Raw genomic sequence first — 17,233 nt, 5'->3', positions numbered from 1 at the left:
CAGGATCATGACGAACGCCCTTCATCCTTCGCGCCCGGCCGCCGGGCTGCTCGACCCCGCACTGCTGCGCGGCGCGGTGCGCGACGCCTTCATCAAGCTCAATCCGGTGGCGCAGTGGCGCAATCCGGTCATGTTCGTGGTCTGGTTGTGCGCCGTGCTGATCAGCGCGCTGTGGCTGCAAGCGCTGGCCGGTCAGGGCGAGGCGCCGGCCTGGTTCATCGGCGCCAATGCGCTGTGGCTGTGGTTCACCGTGCTGTTCGCCAATTTCGCCGAGGCGCTGGCCGAAGGCCGCAGCAAGGCGCAGGCCGCCAGCCTGCGCAGCCTGCAGAAACGCGGCACCGCAAAGAAGCTGCGCGCGCCGCGCCAGGGCGAGCGCTGGGACGCGGTCGATACCGGCGCCTTGCGCATCGGCGACGTGCTGCTGGTCGAAGCCGGCGACACCATGCCCTGCGACGGTGAGGTGATCGAAGGCGTGGCCTCGGTGGACGAAAGCGCCATCACCGGCGAATCGGCGCCGGTCATCCGCGAAGCCGGCGGCGATTTCTCGTCGGTCACCGGCGGTACGCGCGTGCTGTCGGACTGGATCGTCGTGCGCTGCACGGTCAATCCGGGCGACAGCTTCCTCGACCGCATGATCGCCATGGTCGAGGGCGCGAAGCGGCGCAAGACGCCGAACGAAGTCGCACTGACCATCCTGCTGGTGGCGCTGACGCTGGCTTTCCTGATGGCCACCGTCACGCTGCTGCCCTTCTCGCTGTTCGCGGTCGATGCCGGCGGACAGGGCAGCCCGGTCACCGTGACCGCGCTGGTGGCACTGCTGGTGTGCCTGATCCCGACCACGATAGGCGGCCTGCTGTCGGCCATCGGCGTGGCCGGCATGAGCCGCATGCTGGGCGCCAACGTGATCGCCACCTCCGGCCGCGCGGTCGAGGCGGCGGGTGACGTCAACGTGCTGCTGCTCGACAAGACCGGCACCATCACGCTGGGCAACCGCCAGGCCGCCGCCTTCCTGCCGGCGCCCGGCGTGAGCGAGCGCGAACTGGCCGACGCCGCGCAACTCGCCTCGCTGGCCGACGAAACGCCGGAAGGGCGCAGCATCGTCGTACTGGCCAAACAGAAGTTCGCGTTGCGCGAACGCCAGCTGCTGTCGCACGACGCCGCCTTCGTGCCCTTCACCGCGCAGACCCGCATGAGCGGCGTGAACTGGGAAGGCCGCCAGATCCGCAAGGGCGCGGCCGAAGCAGTGCGCCAGCATGTCGAATCGCTGGGCGGGCAGTTCGCGCCCGAACTGGTGCGCATCGTCGAGGACGCCGCCCGGCGCGGAAGCACGCCGCTGGTGGTGGCCGACGGCGCGCGCGTGCTCGGCGTGGTCGAACTGAAGGACATCGTCAAGGGCGGCATCCGCGAGCGCTTCGTCGAACTGCGGCGCATGGGCATACGCACCGTGATGATCACCGGCGACAACCGGCTCACCGCTGCCGCCATCGCCGCCGAAGCGGGCGTCAACGACGTGCTGGCCGAAGCGACGCCGGAAGCCAAGCTGGCGCTGATACGCCGCTACCAGGCCGAAGGCCGCATGGTGGCGATGACCGGCGACGGCACCAACGACGCGCCGGCGCTGGCGCAGGCCGATGTCGCGGTGGCGATGAACAGCGGCACGCAGGCGGCGAAGGAGGCCGGCAACATGGTCAACCTCGACAGCAATCCGACCAAGCTGATCGAGGTGGTCGAGATCGGCAAGCAGATGCTGATGACGCGTGGCGCACTGACCACCTTCAGCATTTCGAACGACGTCGCCAAGTACTTCGCCATCCTGCCGGCCGCCTTCGCCGCCACCTATCCGCAGCTGGGTGTGCTGAACGTGATGCAGCTCGCGTCGGGCGAGTCGGCCATCCTGTCGGCCGTCATCTTCAATGCGCTCATCATCGTCGCGCTGATCCCGCTGGCGCTGCGCGGCGTGCGCTACCGCGCGCTCGGTACCGCCGCGCTGCTGCGTCGCAACGGTCTGCTCTATGGCCTGGGCGGTTTCGTCGTGCCCTTCGTCGGCATCAAGCTCATCGACGTGCTGCTCACCGCGCTGCACCTCACCTGAACACGGAGTCCTGTCATGAACGCCGCACTGCACGCCCTGCGCCCCGCGCTGTCGCTCTTCCTGCTGCTGTCCGCACTGACCGGCCTCGCCTACCCGCTGCTGGTCACCGCGCTGGCGCAGACGCTGTTCCCCGAGCGGGCCGCCGGATCGCTGATCCGCGACGGAGAACAGCTGACCGGCTCGGCGCTGATCGGTCAGCCCTTCTCGTCGCCCGGCCACTTCTGGTCGCGTCCGTCGGCAACCGCGCCGCAGCCATACGACGGCGCGGCGTCCGGCGGCAGCAATCTGGGTGCGAACAACCGACTGCTGATGGACGCGGTGGCACAGCGCATCGCCGCGCTGCGGGCCGCCGACCCGGACAACCGCGCACCGGTGCCAGTCGATCTGGTCACCGCGTCGGCCAGCGGCCTGGACCCCGACATCAGCCTGGCCGCCGCGCGTTATCAGGTCGCACGCGTGGCACGGGTGCGCGGCATCGATCCGGCCGCGGTCAACGCGCTGATCGAACGACACGCGCGTCATCCGTGGCTGGGCTTCATCGGCGAGCCGCGGGTGAACGTGCTGGCGCTGAACCGCGCGCTCGACGCGCTGCGCTGAACATGGACCACGACTTCCTCGTGCCGCTGCTCAGTCTGCTGGCCATCGCCGCGCCGCTGGTGCTGGTCGGCTGGCTGGTCGCGCGCAGCAAACGCGGTTCGCGATTCGATGCCAACAGACCCTAGACTGCGACGATGACCGACGAACCGATACGCCCCGACCCGGACGCCCTGCTCGCCGCCGCACAGGCGGCGGAGGCGCGGGCCGCGCGCGGCCGGCTGAAGATCTACTTCGGTTCGTCGGCCGGCGTCGGCAAGACCTGGTCCATGCTCGATGCCGCGCAGCGCCTGCGCGAGCAGCAGATCGACGTCGTGGTGGGCGTCGTCGAGACGCACGGCCGCAGCGAAACCGCGCAGCAGCTGCAGGGGCTGGAACGGCTTCCGCGCCGCGCGCTTACGGTGCAGGGGCGCACGCTGGAGGAATTCGATCTCGACGGCGCGCTGGCCCGCCGGCCGGCCGTGCTCCTGGTCGACGAACTGGCGCACAGCAACGCGCCCGGCTCGCGTCACCCGAAGCGCTGGCAGGACATCGACGAACTGCTCGACGCCGGCATCGACGTGTGGACCACGGTGAACGTGCAGCACATCGAAAGCCTGAACGACGTGGTCGGCGGCATCACCGGCATCCGCGTGCGCGAAACGGTGCCCGACCACGTATTCGATTCCGCCTCCGAAGTGGTGCTGGTCAACCTGCCGACCGACGACCTGCTGCGCCGGCTGCGCGAGGGCAAGGTGTATCTGCCGGAGCAGGCCGAGCGCGCGGTGAAGAACTTCTTCCGCAAGGGCAACCTGATGGCGCTGCGCGAACTGGCGCTGCGCCGCACGGCCGAGCGGGTCGAGGAAGACGTACGCAGCTACCGGCGCGAACACGTTGCGCAGGCCAGCCGCGCGGTGTGGCAGGTGAGCGATGCGCTGCTCGCCTGCGTCGGCCCGGACGCCGGTGCCGAAAGGCTGGTGCGCGCGGCCGCCCGCCGGGCGGCGCAGGCCGACGCGCCCTGGCACGCCATCTACATCGAAACACCGGCGCTGCAGCGCCTGCCCGAAGCACGCCGCCGCGCGATACTGGCCACCCTCAAGCTGGCCGAGTCGCTGGGCGCGACCACCGCCACGCTGACCGCGCAGGACGCCGCCGTGGCCGCCGTGGCCTACGCGCGCGAACACAATCTCGGCACCCTGGTGACCGGCTATTCGCTGCGCGGCTGGATCGGCACGCTGTGGCAGCGCGCCACCGGCCGCAGCCATTTCGGCGAACGGGTGGCGGCGCTGGCACCGGAAATCGAATTCATGGTGATCGCGCGGCGCGACGACGGCCGCCCGCTCGCGTCACCGACATCACCCGCCGAGGACGAGGACGGCGAGGCGGTCGCACGCTCGCTGCGCGGCTATCTGTGGGCCGGCGCCTCGTGCGCCGCGGTGACGGTGCTGGCGACGCCGCTGGCGCCCTACTTCGACCTCGCCAACATCGTCATGCTGTTCATGCTGGCCGTGGTCGCCATCGCCGTGCGCCACGGTCGCCGGGCGGCGCTGGCGTCGGCCGTGCTGAACGTGCTGGCCTTCGATTTCTTCTTCGTGCCGCCGCGCTTCACCTTCTCGGTCAGCGACGCCGAGTACCTGATCACCTTCGCCGTCATGATGGCGGTCGGTCTGGTCATCGGTCAGCTCACCGCCTCGCTGCAGTACCAGGCGCGCGTCGCCCGCTACCGCGAGGACCGCGCGCGCAGCCTGTTCGAGATGGCACGCGATCTCGGGCGCGCGCTGACGCTGGAACAGGTGGCCGAGATCGGCGAACGCGCGGTCGAGCGCGCCTTCCGCGGCCACGCCGCACTGCTGCTGCCGGACGCCGCCGAACGGCTGGCACCGGCCTCGCCCGACAACGACCGCTTCGCACCCGACGCCGGCCTGGCGCAGTGGGCCTACGACCACAGCGAACCGGCCGGCGCCGGTACCGGCACGCTGCCCGGCGCACCGGCGCTCTACCTGCCGCTGCAGGCGCCGATGCGCACGCGCGGCGTCATCGCCGTGAAGCCGGCACACGCGCGGCTGCTGATGATTCCGGAACAGCGCCAGTTGCTCGACACCTACGCCGCGCTGGTCGCCATCGCCATCGAGCGCGTGCATTTCGTCTCTGTCGCACAGGACACGCTGCTGTCGATGGAATCCGAACGCTTGCGCAATTCGCTGCTGGCGGCGCTGTCGCACGATCTGCGCACACCACTGACCGCACTGATCGGCATGTCGGAAAACCTGTCCGGCGCGCTGGCGCGCGAAGGGTCCGCCCACGGCCCGGCCATCGCTGCCATCGTCGATCAGGCGCGGCGCACCGCGCAGCTGGTGAACAATCTGCTCGACATGGCGCGACTGCAGGCCGGCGCGGTGGCGCTGCGCCACGACTGGCAGTCGCTGGAAGAACTCGCGGGCAGCGCGATCCGCGCCATCGAGGGCGCGCTGGCGCGGCACGAGGTGCGCGTCGATCTGCCGCCCGATCTGCCGCTGCTGTACGGCGACGCCGTGCTGCTCGAACGCGTGCTGGTCAATCTGCTGGAGAACGCCGCCAAGTACACACCGGCCGGTACGACGATACGCATCACCGCCGCGCGCGACGGCGACGCGATCGCGGTCGAGGTGAGCGACGACGGCCCGGGTCTGCCGGCCGGCGATCCGGAAGACCTGTTCCGCAAGTTCACGCGCGGCGAGGCGGAATCGAGCACGCCGGGCGTCGGCCTCGGGCTGGCCATCTGCCGCGCCATCGTGCGCGCGCACGGCGGCGACATCGGCGCCGCCAACCGGCCGCCGCCGGCACACGGCGCGGTGTTCCGCTGGACCTTGCCGCACCGTGACGCGCCGGCGGGCAACGATTTGCCGTCTGCGGCAGACTGTGCGGCATGAGCAGTCTGCTGCCCCCGGTGTCCCGAGTACTGATCGTCGAGGACGATGCGGCGATCCGCCGTTTCGTGCGTCAGGCGCTGGAGGAGGCGGGGCATCAGGTATTCGAGGCCGAGGCGCTGCAGCGCGGCCTGATCGAGGCCGGCACGCGCAAACCGGATCTGCTGGTGCTCGACCTCGGCCTGCCGGACGGCGACGGCGTTGACCTGATCCGCGACCTGCGCGGCTGGAGCAGCGTGCCGGTCATCGTGCTGTCGGCGCGTACTGGCGACGACGACAAGATCGCGGCACTCGACGCCGGCGCCGACGACTACCTGATCAAACCGTTCTCGGTCGGCGAACTGATGGCGCGCGTGCGCGTCGCGCTGCGCCGCCGCGGCGGCGCGCCGGCCGATGCGGCAGGCCCGCTGCGCTTCGGTGAGTGCGAACTCGATCTGGCACGCCGCCTGATCACGCGCGCCGGCGAGCCGGTACACCTGACGCCGGTCGAGTACCGGCTGCTCGCCACGCTGGCGGCACACGAAGGCCAGGTGCTGACGCACCGCCAGTTGCTGCGCGCGGTGTGGGGGCCGAACAGCGTCGAACACGGCCACTATCTGCGCATCTACATGGGCCATCTGCGGCGCAAGCTCGAAGCCGACCCGGCGCGGCCGGCGCACCTGCTGACCGAGACCGGCGTCGGCTACCGCTTCATCGCCGACAGCCGCTAGTCCTCGCCCGGGCGGGAGGGGTGTACCCCGTGGGGGATAATGGCCCTTCCTTCACACCGGGGCCACGCATCGGACAGCGGGTGGCCTGCAGCATGGACGTCGCGCTACTGTTTGCACTCATTCTCCTCAACGGCGTCTTCGCGATGTCGGAGATCGCCGTCGTGTCGTCGCGCAAGGCGCGCCTGATCGGTCTTGCCGAGGACGGCCACAAGGGGGCGCAGGCCGCGGTGCGGCTGCACGACGACCCGTCGAATTTCCTGTCGACGATACAGGTGGGCATCACGTCGATCGGCATCCTGAGCGGCGCCATGGGCGAAACGGTGCTGGCCGATCCGCTGGCCGCCTGGCTGTCGGGATTCCCGCTGATCGAGCCCTATGCACGCACGGTGGCGCTGTCCGTCGTGGTGGTCGGCATCACCTATTTCTCGGTCGTGGTCGGCGAACTGGTGCCGAAACGGCTGGCGCTGCTGGCCCCCGAAGGCATCGCCTCGCTCATTTCGCGACCCATGGTGCTGCTGGCGCGCGTCGCGCGGCCGCTGGTGTGGGTGCTGTCGGTCACCAGCAACGCCATCCTGCGCATCGCCGGTGCGCGCCGCACCGACGAGCCGCCCATCACCGACGAGGAAATCAAGGTGCTGATGGGCCAGGGCGCGGAAGCGGGCGTGTTCCACCAGAGCGAACAGCAGATCGTGTCCAACGTGCTGCGCCTGGACGAACTGCGCGTCGGCGCCATCATGACGCCGCGCAAGGACATCCACGCAATCGACCTCGATGACCCGGAGGAGGACATTCGCCGGCGCATCGCCGACAGCCCTTACAGCCGCGTGCTGGTGTGCCGCGACGGCCTGGAACACGTGCTCGGCGTGCTGCAGAGCGGCGCCCTGCTGAAGCAGTCGCTGGCTGGCGAGACGATAGACCGGCGCAGCATCGAAGCGCTGCTCGAAGCGCCGCTCTACGTGCCGGACACGGTCAGCACGGCGCAACTGCTCGAGAACTTCCGCCGCACGCGCAAGCATCTGGCGCTGCTGGTCGATGAATACGGTGACCTGCAGGGACTGGTCACCGTCAACGACGTGCTCGCCGCCATCGTCGGCGACATGTCGGTGCCGGCGGCGCACGAGGAAGCGGACGTGGTACAGCGCGCCGACGGTTCGTGGCTGGTCAACGGCGGCACGTCGATCGAGCGCGTCAAATCCGTGCTCGGTATCGACGACGTATTGCCGGGTGAAGACAGCGGAAACTTCCACACGGTGGGCGGACTGGTGCTGCACATGCTCGGCCGCATCCCGGTCGCCACCGACTTCTTCGAAGTCGCCGGCCTGCGCATCGAGGTGATGGACATGGACCGCAACCGGGTCAACAAGGTGCTGGTGCAGCGACTCGAACCGCTGCCTGCGCCGGTCAACGCGGAGTGAACCGAAGCTCGCCAGCCACCGACGCATGCACCACGCAGCGGCATGCGCCGGGCAGCTGCACCGCCCTTCGATCACCTGTCGCACCCCGTTGCGCACCTTGAGCCGTCCGCGGAACAGAGGCGCATGAAGTATTTGTGACAGCCCTTGCACGCAGGCGGACAAGGGCGATACTCGGCTCTCCTCCTCCACAGCAATGGCTGTGAGTTCTCAAAGGCGGCCTGCGGGCCGCCTTTTTCGTCGGTGCGATGGTCGGGAATGCTGCCCACCGCAATCGGGGTCGGAGGCCCCCTCCCACAAGACCGGCTCCGGCCGCGGATCGTGCGTGCTCCGCGTGGGAGCGTCCCTTATAGGAGCGACCTTGGCCGCGACACGGCCGCTGCTGTCCGCAGGCTTCGCTCCAGGTCGCTGTCGGGGTCAGAAGACCCCTCCCACAAAACCACTGCCACAGCTCGGGTGGTAAGCCTTGCGCACCGGCGCGATTCCTGTGGGAGCGGCCTTGGCCGCGACACGGCCGCTGCTGTCCGCCAGCTTCGATCCAGGCCGCTGTCGGGGTCAGAAGACCCCTCCCACAGAACCCCGGCCGCGGCAGCAGGCGCCGCGCTGATCGGTTTGACCGCGCACCGCCGACGCGCATTGCCTGCCTGAGGTCAGCGAGCAGCGTCCGCGCTGACGCGCGCGCGTTCGGTCAGCAGTTCACGCTCGCGCTCGTTCTGCGTCAGCGCGGCGGCGCGGCGGAATTCTTCGCAGGCTTCGCTGTGGCGGCCGAGTTTGGCGAGCAGGTCGCCACGCACGCCGGGCAGCAGGTGATAGTGGCGCAGCGCCGGTTCGTCGCGCAGCGCATCGGCGACCTCCAGACCGGCCGCCGGGCCGAAGGCCATGCCCACCGCCACGGCGCGATTCAGTTCGACCACCGGTGACGGCGCGATCTGCGCCAGCGCGTCGTACAAGGCTGCGATGCGCGGCCAGTCGGTGTGGTCGGCGTGGGCGGCGCGCGCATGACAGGCTGCGATGGCGGCCTGCAGGGCGTACGGGCCGTAGCCACCACCCAGCGCGTTGACGCGTTCCAGTGCAGCCAGCCCGCGGCGTATCAGCAGACGGTCCCAGCGCGTGCGGTCCTGTTCCAGCAGCAGCACCGGTGCGCCGCCTGCGTCGGTGCGCGCGTGCAGACGCGAGGCCTGGATTTCCATCAGCGCCACCAGGCCGTGCACCTCGGCGACCTGCGGCGCCAGCTCGGCCAGTATGCGACCGAGGCGCAAGGCCTCTTCGCACAGCGCCGGGCGCATCCAGTGCTCACCGGCGGTGGCGGCATAGCCCTCGTTGAAGATGAGGTAGATCACCTTCAGCACGGCGTCGAGCCGCTCGCCCAGTTCGGCCGGACCGGGCAGTTCGAACGGTACGCGCGCCTCGCTCAGCGTGCGCTTGGCGCGCACGATGCGCTGCGCCAGCGTCGCCTCCGGCACCAGGAAGGCGCGTGCGATGTCCGGCGTGGCGAGACCACCGACCATCTTCAGCGTCAGCGCGACGCGCGCTTCGAGCGACAGCACCGGGTGGCAGGCGACGAACATCAGCCGCAGCACGTCGTCGCCGATCGGTTCGTCGAGCGCACTGTCGGGTGCCGGTGGCGCGCCGTCCTGCAGCTGCGATTCGATTTCCCAGGTCAGCGCGTCGGCCTTGGTCGCCTGCATGCTGCGGTGACGCAACAGGTCGAGCGCGCGGTTCTTGGCGGTGGCGGTGAGCCAGGCGCCGGGGTTGTCCGGCACGCCCTTGTCGGGCCACTGTTCGAGCGCCGTCACCAGCGCGTCCTGCGCCAGCTCCTCGGCGAGGCCGACGTCGCGCACCATGCGCGCCAGCGCGCCGATGATGCGCGCCGACTCGATGCGCCAGACGGCGTCCAGCGTGCGGTGCAGGTCGGTCGTCATCGTCCGGTGTGCACCGTCGTCGTCCCGTTCATCATGCTTCGTCTCCGTCAGGCTTTGTCCATGCGGCGGAAGCGTTCCACCGCCTTACCCGGTGCGAAGTCGTCCAGTTCGAACACCTGGCGCACCTCGATTTCGGCGTCGCGCCCCTCGCCGACCGGGTTCGGGAAGCGGCGCGTCCAATGCAGCGCCTCCTCGCGCGAGGCGACCTGGATCAGCGTGTAGCCGGCGATCAGTTCCTTCGTTTCGGCGAACGGGCCGTCGATGACGCTGCGCCCGGCATCGCGGTAACGCACACGCCAGCCCTTCGAACTGGCCTGCAGCCCGGAGGCGTCGAGCAGCACGCCGGCGCGCATCAGTTCTTCATGATAGGAGGCCATCGAAGCCATCAGTGCTTCCTCCGGCATGACGCCCGCCTCACTGTCGGCAGTGGCCTTGACGATGATCATGTAACGCATGGCTGCTCTCCTGGAGTCGGCGCGACAGGCGCCGTCGCAGGGTTGACGAGCGACCGGTGCGCGGATCGACAGTGCGCGCCATCGGCTCGGACGCTTGTGTGGGAGCGGTCTTCTGACCGCGACTGCGAGCTGAATCGAAGTCGGCGGACAGCGGCGGCCGAATCGCGGCCAAGGCCGCTCCCACAAGGGACCGCTTCCACCGCGGGAGCACGCCCGATCCGCGGCCGGAGATGGGGTGCTGTGGGAGGGGTCTTCTGACCCCGACAGCAACCTGTATCGAAGGCTGCGGACAGCAACAGCCGCGTCGCGGCCAAGGCCGCTCCCACAAGGATCGCTCCCACAGGGGCTGCTCCAACGGAGAGGCAACCCCGATCCGCGGCCGGCGCCGGGGTCTTGTGGGAGCGAGCTTGCTCGCGATAGTGGCCTGGATCGAAGCCGCTGCCCTCCCCCGTCGATACAGGAGAGGGAAAGACCCGCGCCGGGCCGCATTCACCCCTGCCCCATCACCGCGCTCGCCACCGCGAAATAGGTGAGCAGCGTCAGCAGGTCCTGCACGATGGTGGCCAGCGGGCCACTGCCGTAGGCGGGGTCGCTGCCCAGGCGGCTGAGCAGCCAGGGCAGGAAGAGGCCGATCGACGTGGCGACGCCGCCGGCCACCAGCAGCGAAAACGCCACTGCGAACGCCAGCCTCGTGTCGCCGAACGCCAGCCAGACGCAGGGAAAGGTGAGCCCGCCGAGTACCAGTCCGATCAGCAGGCCGGTGCGTAACTCGCCGCCGACCAGCGTGCCGATCGACGCGTGACTGAGCGACAGGCCGCGCACCGCGACCGCCTCGGTCTGCGTGCCGATGGCATCCGCCAGATAGACCAGCCCCGGTATGAAGAAGGCGAGCGCCGGACTCAGCGCAAGCGTGCGCTCGAAGCCGGCCATGATGAAGGTGGCGAACATGCTGCCCGCCAGGCCGATCAGCAGCCAGGGCAGTCGGTGGCGCAGACGGCGCATCGGCGCCGATTCGATCGCCTCGCGGGCACGCCGCGTCTCGCGCGTGATGCCGGCGAGGCGGTGGATGTCCTCGACGTGCTCGCGGCGCAGGATGTGCAGCAGCGCTGTCGACGGCACCACGCCGAGCAGCCGGCCGCGCTCGTCGACCACCGGCATCGCATCCAGACCGTGATGCAGCGCCAGCGAGGCGACCCGCTCCTGGTCGGTGTGCGCATGCACGTTGGGGTAGTCACGCTGCATCACCGCGTCGATGCATGCGCCCTGCGCCGCGCGGAACAGATCGGCCAGCGGCACGATGCCGATCAGGCTCTCGTCGTCATCGATCACGCACACGATGTCGAGGCAGTCGTAGTGCCGGACGCGCAGGTCGGCCAGCACCGCGTTGACAGTCCGCGCCGGATGCACGCGCGGCACGGCAGCGAGCAGGTAACGGCCAGCACTTTCGTCGGCCGGCAGAACGCTCGGCGCCGACGGATCGTTTGCAGTGGGGACGTGGGCGCTCATGACGGGTTCCATCCGGACAGTGTTCCGCCATGGTGCCGCATCGCGCGGCGCCTCGTCATGCGCAGGATCAGCCGGCCGCTGGCGCCGGCCAGACCGGGAACACGATGAGGCCGAAGATGGCGAGTAGCCAGAACACCGCCGACAGCGCGTAGGGGGCGAGCATGGTCACCAGCACCACGCCCTTCCAGGCGTCATGGTCGGGCGACGGTGCCAGCGCACCGGCCGCGAACGCCTCCTCCTGGTAGAAGGTGACCAGCGTCGAAATGCGGTACTCGGCCAGCAGGAACAGCACCGACAGCATCAGCCCGACCACGCCGAGGCCGACCCGGTACGGCGGATGCACGAGAAACAATGAACCGCCCTGCGAGAACGCGAACGCCAGCAGCGCACCCAGCACCGCGGAAAACACCGTGAACATGGCGAAACGCATCGTGCCGTAATGGCGCGCGGTTTCGCCGGCGATGCGGGCGCGGGCAAGCTCGAGGGGGTCGTGGTCGCTGCACATGACATTCGGCTCCTGCATGGATGAACGGACGATACGCCAGGGCGGCTGCGCTCGACCAGCCCGTCAGGTCGGCAACACGACTGCCGGCAGATCAGCGGGTGTGGCGCACAGCCGCACGCCGGGTAGCCCGGCGAAACGGTCCGGCGCGGTGTAGCCCCAGGCCACCGCGACGAATTCCAGTCCGAGTGCCTGCGCCACTTCGAGGTCGCGCAGTTCGTCGCCGACGCTCACGGTGCGCGCGGCCGTCGCGCCGGCCGCCTTCATCACCCGCCGCGTCTTCGTCGCCTTGCCGAACAGCGACGCACCGCAGCCCCAGTGGTCGATCAGCGGGCGCAAATCGTCGCCGAGCACCCGCTCCACCGTATCGCGCGCGTTCGACGTGACGATGCTGATCTGCACACCCTCTGCCTTCAGCACGTGCAGCGCTTCGGGCACGCCGTCGAACAGCCTCACCTCGTCCGCCCGCTCGCGCACATACCCGCGCATGGTCGCCACCACCGCCGGCAGCTTCCACAGCGGCACGCGCGCCTCGGCCACGATGTCGCGCGCGTTCATCCGGCGCAGGCGGTCGAGGTCGGTCGTATCGACGGCACGAAAGCCGTGCCGCTGCGCCGCGTGGGTCCACGCGTCGAGGAACAGATGGAAGGAGTCGGCGAGCGTGCCATCGAAGTCGAACAGCACGAGGGGGTGGTTCATGGCGATGGAACGGTGCACCGGGGGCAGAGCGGACGCCCGCCCCGCCTGCCCGGCGTCAGGCCCGATCGCTCGCCGCCGGATACCAGACGTCGATCAGCGGCCCGATCTCCGTCTCGCTCACCTCCGGCCGCGCTGCGAGCCAGGATCGGACCGCTTCGCGATGCTGTTCGCCTGCTGACCCGCGTTTGCGCAGACAGGCCATCCCGCGCGTCGATCCGCCATAAAGTAGCCCGTTGCCCTCGATCGCGTCGCCGATGAAGGCGTCCCAGAAGGCGCCCATCTCGTCCGCCGACAGACCATCGCGCAGCCGGAAGGCCACCTCGAAGCCAAGTTCCTGAAACTCGTCGATGTGCAGCTTCTTGCGCAGGCGGCGCGAACGGTGGTGTGACATCCAGTACTCCCGAATCCGAAAACCGAAGAAGGACCACGAGGCCGGCGGCGTTGCTCCGCTGTCTCTGTGGCAGGTCCGGCGTCTGATCGCCGGGCCGACAGTATCGCCCTGCTACTGTCACGGGTGACAGCACATTCGATGACGGACACCGGGAAGGCAGCGACTCAGGTGAGGCTGATGATGAGGCCCGCGCCCCGCTCCGATGCCCCCATCACGAAGGTCCTGAGCGCGCCGAAGCACTCCATGCAGTAGCCGAAGCTGTCGTCCTCGGCCGGGTCGCGGTCCCAGATGCCGGGATAGATGTCGAGCTGCGTCATCTGCGCCGGGTCGAAGCGTGCGCGCATGAACGCTTCGTCGATGCCGGCGAGCGCTTCGGCCACGGTCTTGACCTCCGCCGCCGTCATGCCGCGCGCCGGCCCGTAGCCAACCTCGACCTCACCGATCACCGTGCCGCCCTGCATCAGGAAGTTCAGCGGAGGTTCGCCTTCCCACGCGGTGCCTGTCAGCAGGAAATGGATGCCGTGCCAGGCCTTGTCGAGATCGATGGTGTTGACCTCGCCCGGGGCCAGCGGAAAATCCACTGCCGGCGCCGTTGCGCGCGCTGGCCGGCCGAACAGGCGGCGGAAGAAACCAGCCTCCCCAGCGCCCGCCTCGGCACGCGCCGCGTCGTAAAGGCTGTCATCGTCCGGCGACACCACCTTCCAAACCAGCGGCGGATTCGCCAGCACGCGGGCCAGGTTCGCGTCGCTGACGGTATGCAGTTCGAGAATCATGCTCATGGGTGGGGGTCACTCGGGGAATCAGTCGATGCGGCGCATAGAAACGCCAGAAAAATGAGCATGAAGTATGGTGCGCCGGCTCGCAGGAAGCCGCCAGAGCAACATCGTGCTATTCACCTCATTCACTGCCTGCCTTCGGCTCCGGCGCCCGGTACTTCGACTTCAGTATGGCGCGAGCAACCTCATGGCGTATTGCGCGAAGGATGGGCCGGTCATAGTTTGATCGGAAGATGAAGTACTCGCCGTTCGCGTTGGTCGCGTAGACCGTCAGGAAGTAATGAACCGTCGTCTCCTGCCGCGCCCACTCGACCTTCTCCTCGACAATGCACGCCTCGCCGCCATCGAAAGCGCCATGCAGCGGCGTTGCAGGCAGTTTCATCTGCCGGAACTCAGCGAGCGCGCGGGCGTGATACGCCCGCATTTCGCGGCGATGCAGCCACCACTGGCTCGCTCCGAGAAAGACGAAGCCCAGCAGAAACAAGAACTCGTACATTCGCCGCCTCTCAGCTTTGAATGAGCACGAAAGCCGCGATGACCGCCACGGCAACGCATAACCCGCGCAGCGGATACAGCGACCACGCATTCAGCAGCACGAAGAGCACGAGCAGGCAGCGGCCGCGCAAGCGTCTGTCCTGCCGAAGCCGCCCGAAGTTCGCCTGCAGCGCGTCGCGCTCACCCTGACAGGCGAAGAATGCGTGGTAAAGCGGCAGGCCGATCAGCCAGAGCGCGGCGAAGAAGGCGCACAGGAAGAGCAGGGTCATGTGGGCGGTCTCCGTCACGACACGGTGAACAAGACGGAATCAGGATGCATCACCACCTCAGGCCTTTTGCTCGCCTGAGGCCTGCGGCACATACCGGGGCCAATCGGCCGGAACCACCAAAGCGCGTCCGATGAGCGGCCCGAACGCGACGAGTGCCATCGATAGCATGGCAAGTGACAGCGACGCCCTGACGCCGAACAGCAGAGCTCCGCCATTAAGTATCGCAACCCCGATCAGCACCCACGGCAGAGCGGCACGTTCGAACGGATGAGGGTTCGGTTGCAGCGCACCGGAACATTCCGGACATTCAAGAAACCGCCTGAACGCCAGCCAGGACGATTCGCCCGGCAGCGGCACCTTCTTCAATCGTCTGAGCGAGAGGATCTCACCGCAAAGAGGACAATCACCCTTCACGCACGGTCTCCATCAAGCGGCGCAGAGCTCCGACGCATTCCTCCGTTGGGTATGTGGGCGCGGCGACCACAGTGCATCGCGTGTGATCACGTGCGAAGGTAGGCGACATAGAACGGAAACCCCGAGAGCGCACACACCATCCCCGCGGCAAGCCACGAGGCACCAAAGGCCGGATACCCGAGCCGCACGAAAGCAAGAAAGCCCAGAAAGGGCGAGAACAAATAAAGCCAGCCCGGTGAGGACAAGGCCGACATTTCCGCCACATCGGGATAAACCCAGCGCAGGAGGATCACCGTCCAGCACGTGGGTACGCTCAGTATCAGCGCAATGCCTTGCGGGGTGTCCAGGCCATGTCCATAACGAAGCCATGCACGGCAGAGGTTCATTCCGTCTTTATCCCTACACTGCTAGTCCGTCCAGCTGGACCGAAACGGATCACCAGTACACTTTGCCGCCAGTCCCAGTGGCACTGGCCAAGGCCGTAGCGGAGTGTCTCTGCAGCGCTATCATCCGGCGCCCCAAGCAGCCTGACCACCTCGCCGCGCGTAAGCTTGAGCAGCGTGTCCGTGCGCATGAGCGACAGCGCCATTCCGCCCCGCACACAACCCGGATCGTTGAGTTGAACCTGCTCGCGTCGGCTCACCCATTGCTCCGCATCGAAGCTCTCCTCCGGCTCGCGCACGGAAGTGAGGTATCGGAAGCCGACGACAGTCAAGGCTGCGACAGACACTACGCCGGCAAGAAGGAGGGCACCGCGCATGACACGATGGATTCGACAAGAGGCATCCGCAATGTACTTCGGTATGCCCACGTGCTGATCGAAATCAGCCTTTCGGCCGGATGACCGATCAACACGGAAAGTCGTCGGCCGTCTGAGCGGCTGGGCGCCGCAGTCGCCGGCTCGGGCTTTGCGCGTGGACTTGGACCGCCCGCCAGCACCACAAGAATCGGTGACGTTCAACGTCGTATTCAGCGGCGAGACCGCGCGCAGCGCGGGATCGTCCGCTGGAACACATAGTTGGGTTTCATTGGCTCAAGCTATCGCAGCCGACGTAGGGACCGCGACCAGTTTGCCACCGCCTTGATGTCTGTTTAGGACTTCAAGGTGGCGAGGATTGTCTAGGTTGATCTCACCCGCGACGACGCGATACGCAGGCGAAACAATCTGTGAGAACAGCCGTACGTCGATGATGAGGTGGGCGAGGCGCGACGAACGAAACAGAATATTGAGATCAAGCACATGATCCCCTCCGGGCACCGCGGGCTGAGAGTCGAGCGACCCACCTACCGTAAGGAAGTAATCATCGGAGTGTCCGAGGATCACATCCAGCGCCAACGGTTTGAAGCCGTCGATTCCGTATTCAGCCACCGCTCGGCAGTAGGCGATCTTTGCTAGTAAGCGAGCAAACCTAAAGGGTTGCGGTATCACAGCGTGGGTGCCATCCCACTGCGGATATTTAGAGCGCATCTGAAGCTCGGAGTCATGGTCAGTGAGAATGTCCATGCTCCAATGCTTGTTGTTGTCGATCCGCGGCGCGCCGCTGAGGATCCGTGGCGGGATGAATTTGTAGGCGGGAACAGGCGCTGAATAGTCTTGAATCGGGATTCTGAGCTCCGCGCCGTCGCGGGATCTCAGGGTAACGTAAGTGGGGCGCTTCTTGCTCTTGCCTCGAGTGGGGAAGTTGCGCTTAACGCGCAGGTAAACCCATTCCTTGAGCAGAACCGGGGATTCGATCTCCTCGTTAATGATCTTTTCGCACTTCCGGCACGCTGCCTCTTTCAGAATCAGGCTGCCGCCTAAAGCGAGCGGGATGATGTGTTCGTCACCAAAGCGCTTGACTCCCGCAGGCAGCGCCGTTGCGCCGCAATAAATGCAACGGCCGACAGGTGGATAAAAGTGATTGGGCACGACCGTTATTTATGAAACCCAACGTAAAGGTGAGCGGGCGCCGAAGGCGATCCGCTCGACTGACAAGTTATGGCGCGTGGCGGGGAGGTGTTGGATTGGGCCACTCACATTCTTGATTCCGAGAACTGAACTTCGCCGCTGAACCGACAGCACCATTGAGCGTTCCGAGTCCATTCGCCGTTTTTAGCTGGACCGTTCCTCT

The 17,233-nt window shown here is 67.8% G+C and carries 19 protein-coding genes; 6 read left to right on the top strand and 13 right to left on the bottom strand.

Annotation, left to right across the window (positions count from 1 at the left end; translation table 11 throughout):
- Nucleotides 1–7 precede the first annotated feature (7 nt).
- The 6 genes from kdpB to ACQ66H_RS03180 all read left to right on the top strand — a co-directional run bounded on the left by kdpB (nucleotide 8) and on the right by ACQ66H_RS03180 (nucleotide 7,696).
- Nucleotides 8–2,092 (top strand): potassium-transporting ATPase subunit KdpB, encoded by a 2,085-nt coding sequence (gene kdpB, locus ACQ66H_RS03205; RefSeq protein ID WP_430432790.1) that lies wholly within the window; start codon nucleotides 8–10, stop codon nucleotides 2,090–2,092.
- 15 nt (nucleotides 2,093–2,107) lie between these two features.
- Nucleotides 2,108–2,689: a potassium-transporting ATPase subunit KdpC gene (gene kdpC, locus ACQ66H_RS03200; protein ID WP_430432789.1), complete on the top strand. Its 582-nt coding sequence runs from the start codon at nucleotides 2,108–2,110 to the stop codon at nucleotides 2,687–2,689.
- 2 nt (nucleotides 2,690–2,691) lie between these two features.
- A complete protein-coding gene (locus tag ACQ66H_RS03195; protein ID WP_430432788.1) occupies nucleotides 2,692–2,814 on the top strand; it encodes a hypothetical protein in 123 nt (40 codons plus the stop codon).
- Nucleotides 2,815–2,823: 9 nt separating this feature from the next.
- On the top strand, nucleotides 2,824–5,574 hold the full coding sequence (kdpD, locus tag ACQ66H_RS03190; protein WP_430432787.1) for a two-component system sensor histidine kinase KdpD: 2,751 nt from the start codon (nucleotides 2,824–2,826) through the stop codon (nucleotides 5,572–5,574).
- Nucleotides 5,571–6,281: a two-component system response regulator KdpE gene (gene kdpE, locus ACQ66H_RS03185; protein WP_430432786.1), complete on the top strand. Its 711-nt coding sequence runs from the start codon at nucleotides 5,571–5,573 to the stop codon at nucleotides 6,279–6,281. Before kdpD ends, kdpE begins: the two co-directional genes overlap by 4 nt.
- Nucleotides 6,282–6,373: 92 nt before the next feature.
- Nucleotides 6,374–7,696, top strand: a complete 1,323-nt coding sequence (locus ACQ66H_RS03180) for a hemolysin family protein (RefSeq protein ID WP_430432785.1) — start codon at nucleotides 6,374–6,376, stop codon at nucleotides 7,694–7,696.
- Between the two features lie 647 nt (nucleotides 7,697–8,343).
- On the opposite strand, the gene ACQ66H_RS03175 is transcribed toward ACQ66H_RS03180, so the two are convergent.
- The 13 genes from ACQ66H_RS03175 to ACQ66H_RS03115 form a co-directional block, all read right to left on the bottom strand.
- A complete protein-coding gene (locus ACQ66H_RS03175; RefSeq protein WP_430432784.1) occupies nucleotides 8,344–9,615 on the bottom strand; it encodes an RNA polymerase sigma factor in 1,272 nt (423 codons plus the stop codon).
- 47 nt (nucleotides 9,616–9,662) lie between these two features.
- A complete protein-coding gene (locus ACQ66H_RS03170; protein WP_430432783.1) occupies nucleotides 9,663–10,070 on the bottom strand; it encodes a YciI family protein in 408 nt (135 codons plus the stop codon).
- Between the two features lie 489 nt (nucleotides 10,071–10,559).
- On the bottom strand, nucleotides 10,560–11,576 hold the full coding sequence (locus tag ACQ66H_RS03165) for a magnesium transporter (RefSeq protein ID WP_430432782.1): 1,017 nt from the start codon (nucleotides 11,574–11,576) through the stop codon (nucleotides 10,560–10,562).
- Between the two features lie 67 nt (nucleotides 11,577–11,643).
- Nucleotides 11,644–12,081 (bottom strand): hypothetical protein, encoded by a 438-nt coding sequence (locus ACQ66H_RS03160; protein WP_430432781.1) that lies wholly within the window; start codon nucleotides 12,079–12,081, stop codon nucleotides 11,644–11,646.
- 63 nt (nucleotides 12,082–12,144) lie between these two features.
- Nucleotides 12,145–12,777 carry an HAD hydrolase-like protein gene (locus tag ACQ66H_RS03155; protein WP_430432780.1) on the bottom strand — a complete coding sequence of 211 codons (633 nt, stop codon included), beginning with the start codon at nucleotides 12,775–12,777 and terminating at the stop codon, nucleotides 12,145–12,147.
- Nucleotides 12,778–12,832: 55 nt separating this feature from the next.
- Nucleotides 12,833–13,168, bottom strand: a complete 336-nt coding sequence (locus ACQ66H_RS03150) for a YggL family protein (RefSeq protein WP_430432779.1) — start codon at nucleotides 13,166–13,168, stop codon at nucleotides 12,833–12,835.
- A 164-nt stretch (nucleotides 13,169–13,332) separates the two neighbouring features.
- Nucleotides 13,333–13,947: a YfbM family protein gene (locus ACQ66H_RS03145; protein WP_430432778.1), complete on the bottom strand. Its 615-nt coding sequence runs from the start codon at nucleotides 13,945–13,947 to the stop codon at nucleotides 13,333–13,335.
- Between the two features lie 118 nt (nucleotides 13,948–14,065).
- Complete coding sequence (locus tag ACQ66H_RS03140) at nucleotides 14,066–14,440, bottom strand: hypothetical protein (protein WP_430432777.1); 375 nt, start codon at nucleotides 14,438–14,440, stop codon at nucleotides 14,066–14,068.
- 10 nt (nucleotides 14,441–14,450) lie between these two features.
- A complete protein-coding gene (locus ACQ66H_RS03135; protein WP_430432776.1) occupies nucleotides 14,451–14,708 on the bottom strand; it encodes a hypothetical protein in 258 nt (85 codons plus the stop codon).
- A 57-nt stretch (nucleotides 14,709–14,765) separates the two neighbouring features.
- Nucleotides 14,766–15,122 carry a hypothetical protein gene (locus ACQ66H_RS03130; protein WP_430432775.1) on the bottom strand — a complete coding sequence of 119 codons (357 nt, stop codon included), beginning with the start codon at nucleotides 15,120–15,122 and terminating at the stop codon, nucleotides 14,766–14,768.
- Between the two features lie 86 nt (nucleotides 15,123–15,208).
- A complete protein-coding gene (locus tag ACQ66H_RS03125) occupies nucleotides 15,209–15,508 on the bottom strand; it encodes a hypothetical protein (RefSeq protein WP_430432774.1) in 300 nt (99 codons plus the stop codon).
- Nucleotides 15,505–16,083: a hypothetical protein gene (locus tag ACQ66H_RS03120; protein WP_430432773.1), complete on the bottom strand. Its 579-nt coding sequence runs from the start codon at nucleotides 16,081–16,083 to the stop codon at nucleotides 15,505–15,507. Before ACQ66H_RS03120 ends, ACQ66H_RS03125 begins: the two co-directional genes overlap by 4 nt.
- A 72-nt stretch (nucleotides 16,084–16,155) precedes the next feature.
- Nucleotides 16,156–17,031: an HNH endonuclease gene (locus tag ACQ66H_RS03115; RefSeq protein ID WP_430432772.1), complete on the bottom strand. Its 876-nt coding sequence runs from the start codon at nucleotides 17,029–17,031 to the stop codon at nucleotides 16,156–16,158.
- Between the last annotated feature and the right edge of the window lie 202 nt (nucleotides 17,032–17,233).

Source organism: Methyloversatilis sp., assembly GCF_965284615.1.
GTDB lineage: Bacteria > Pseudomonadota > Gammaproteobacteria > Burkholderiales > Rhodocyclaceae > Methyloversatilis.
Note: the sequence above shows the minus strand (reverse complement) of the source record. Positions and strands in the feature narration are given on the sequence as shown.

Bases quoted from the DNA above. Each gene is read 5' to 3' on its own strand.
- ACQ66H_RS03180 (WP_430432785.1), top strand. From the start codon at position 6,374: ATGGACGTCGCGCTACTGTTTGCACTCATTCTCCTCAACGGCGTCTTC.
- ACQ66H_RS03135 (WP_430432776.1), bottom strand. From the start codon at position 14,708: ATGACCCTGCTCTTCCTGTGCGCCTTCTTCGCCGCGCTCTGGCTGATC.
- ACQ66H_RS03155 (WP_430432780.1), bottom strand. From the start codon at position 12,777: ATGAACCACCCCCTCGTGCTGTTCGACTTCGATGGCACGCTCGCCGAC.
- ACQ66H_RS03165 (WP_430432782.1), bottom strand. From the start codon at position 11,576: ATGAGCGCCCACGTCCCCACTGCAAACGATCCGTCGGCGCCGAGCGTT.
- ACQ66H_RS03195 (WP_430432788.1), top strand. From the start codon at position 2,692: ATGGACCACGACTTCCTCGTGCCGCTGCTCAGTCTGCTGGCCATCGCC.
- kdpC (WP_430432789.1), top strand. From the start codon at position 2,108: ATGAACGCCGCACTGCACGCCCTGCGCCCCGCGCTGTCGCTCTTCCTG.
- ACQ66H_RS03160 (WP_430432781.1), bottom strand. From the start codon at position 12,081: ATGTGCAGCGACCACGACCCCCTCGAGCTTGCCCGCGCCCGCATCGCC.
- ACQ66H_RS03150 (WP_430432779.1), bottom strand. From the start codon at position 13,168: ATGTCACACCACCGTTCGCGCCGCCTGCGCAAGAAGCTGCACATCGAC.
- ACQ66H_RS03145 (WP_430432778.1), bottom strand. From the start codon at position 13,947: ATGAGCATGATTCTCGAACTGCATACCGTCAGCGACGCGAACCTGGCC.
- ACQ66H_RS03140 (WP_430432777.1), bottom strand. From the start codon at position 14,440: ATGTACGAGTTCTTGTTTCTGCTGGGCTTCGTCTTTCTCGGAGCGAGC.
- kdpB (WP_430432790.1), top strand. From the start codon at position 8: ATGACGAACGCCCTTCATCCTTCGCGCCCGGCCGCCGGGCTGCTCGAC.
- ACQ66H_RS03175 (WP_430432784.1), bottom strand. From the start codon at position 9,615: ATGACGACCGACCTGCACCGCACGCTGGACGCCGTCTGGCGCATCGAG.
- kdpE (WP_430432786.1), top strand. From the start codon at position 5,571: ATGAGCAGTCTGCTGCCCCCGGTGTCCCGAGTACTGATCGTCGAGGAC.
- kdpD (WP_430432787.1), top strand. From the start codon at position 2,824: ATGACCGACGAACCGATACGCCCCGACCCGGACGCCCTGCTCGCCGCC.
- ACQ66H_RS03170 (WP_430432783.1), bottom strand. From the start codon at position 10,070: ATGCGTTACATGATCATCGTCAAGGCCACTGCCGACAGTGAGGCGGGC.
- ACQ66H_RS03125 (WP_430432774.1), bottom strand. From the start codon at position 15,508: ATGAACCTCTGCCGTGCATGGCTTCGTTATGGACATGGCCTGGACACC.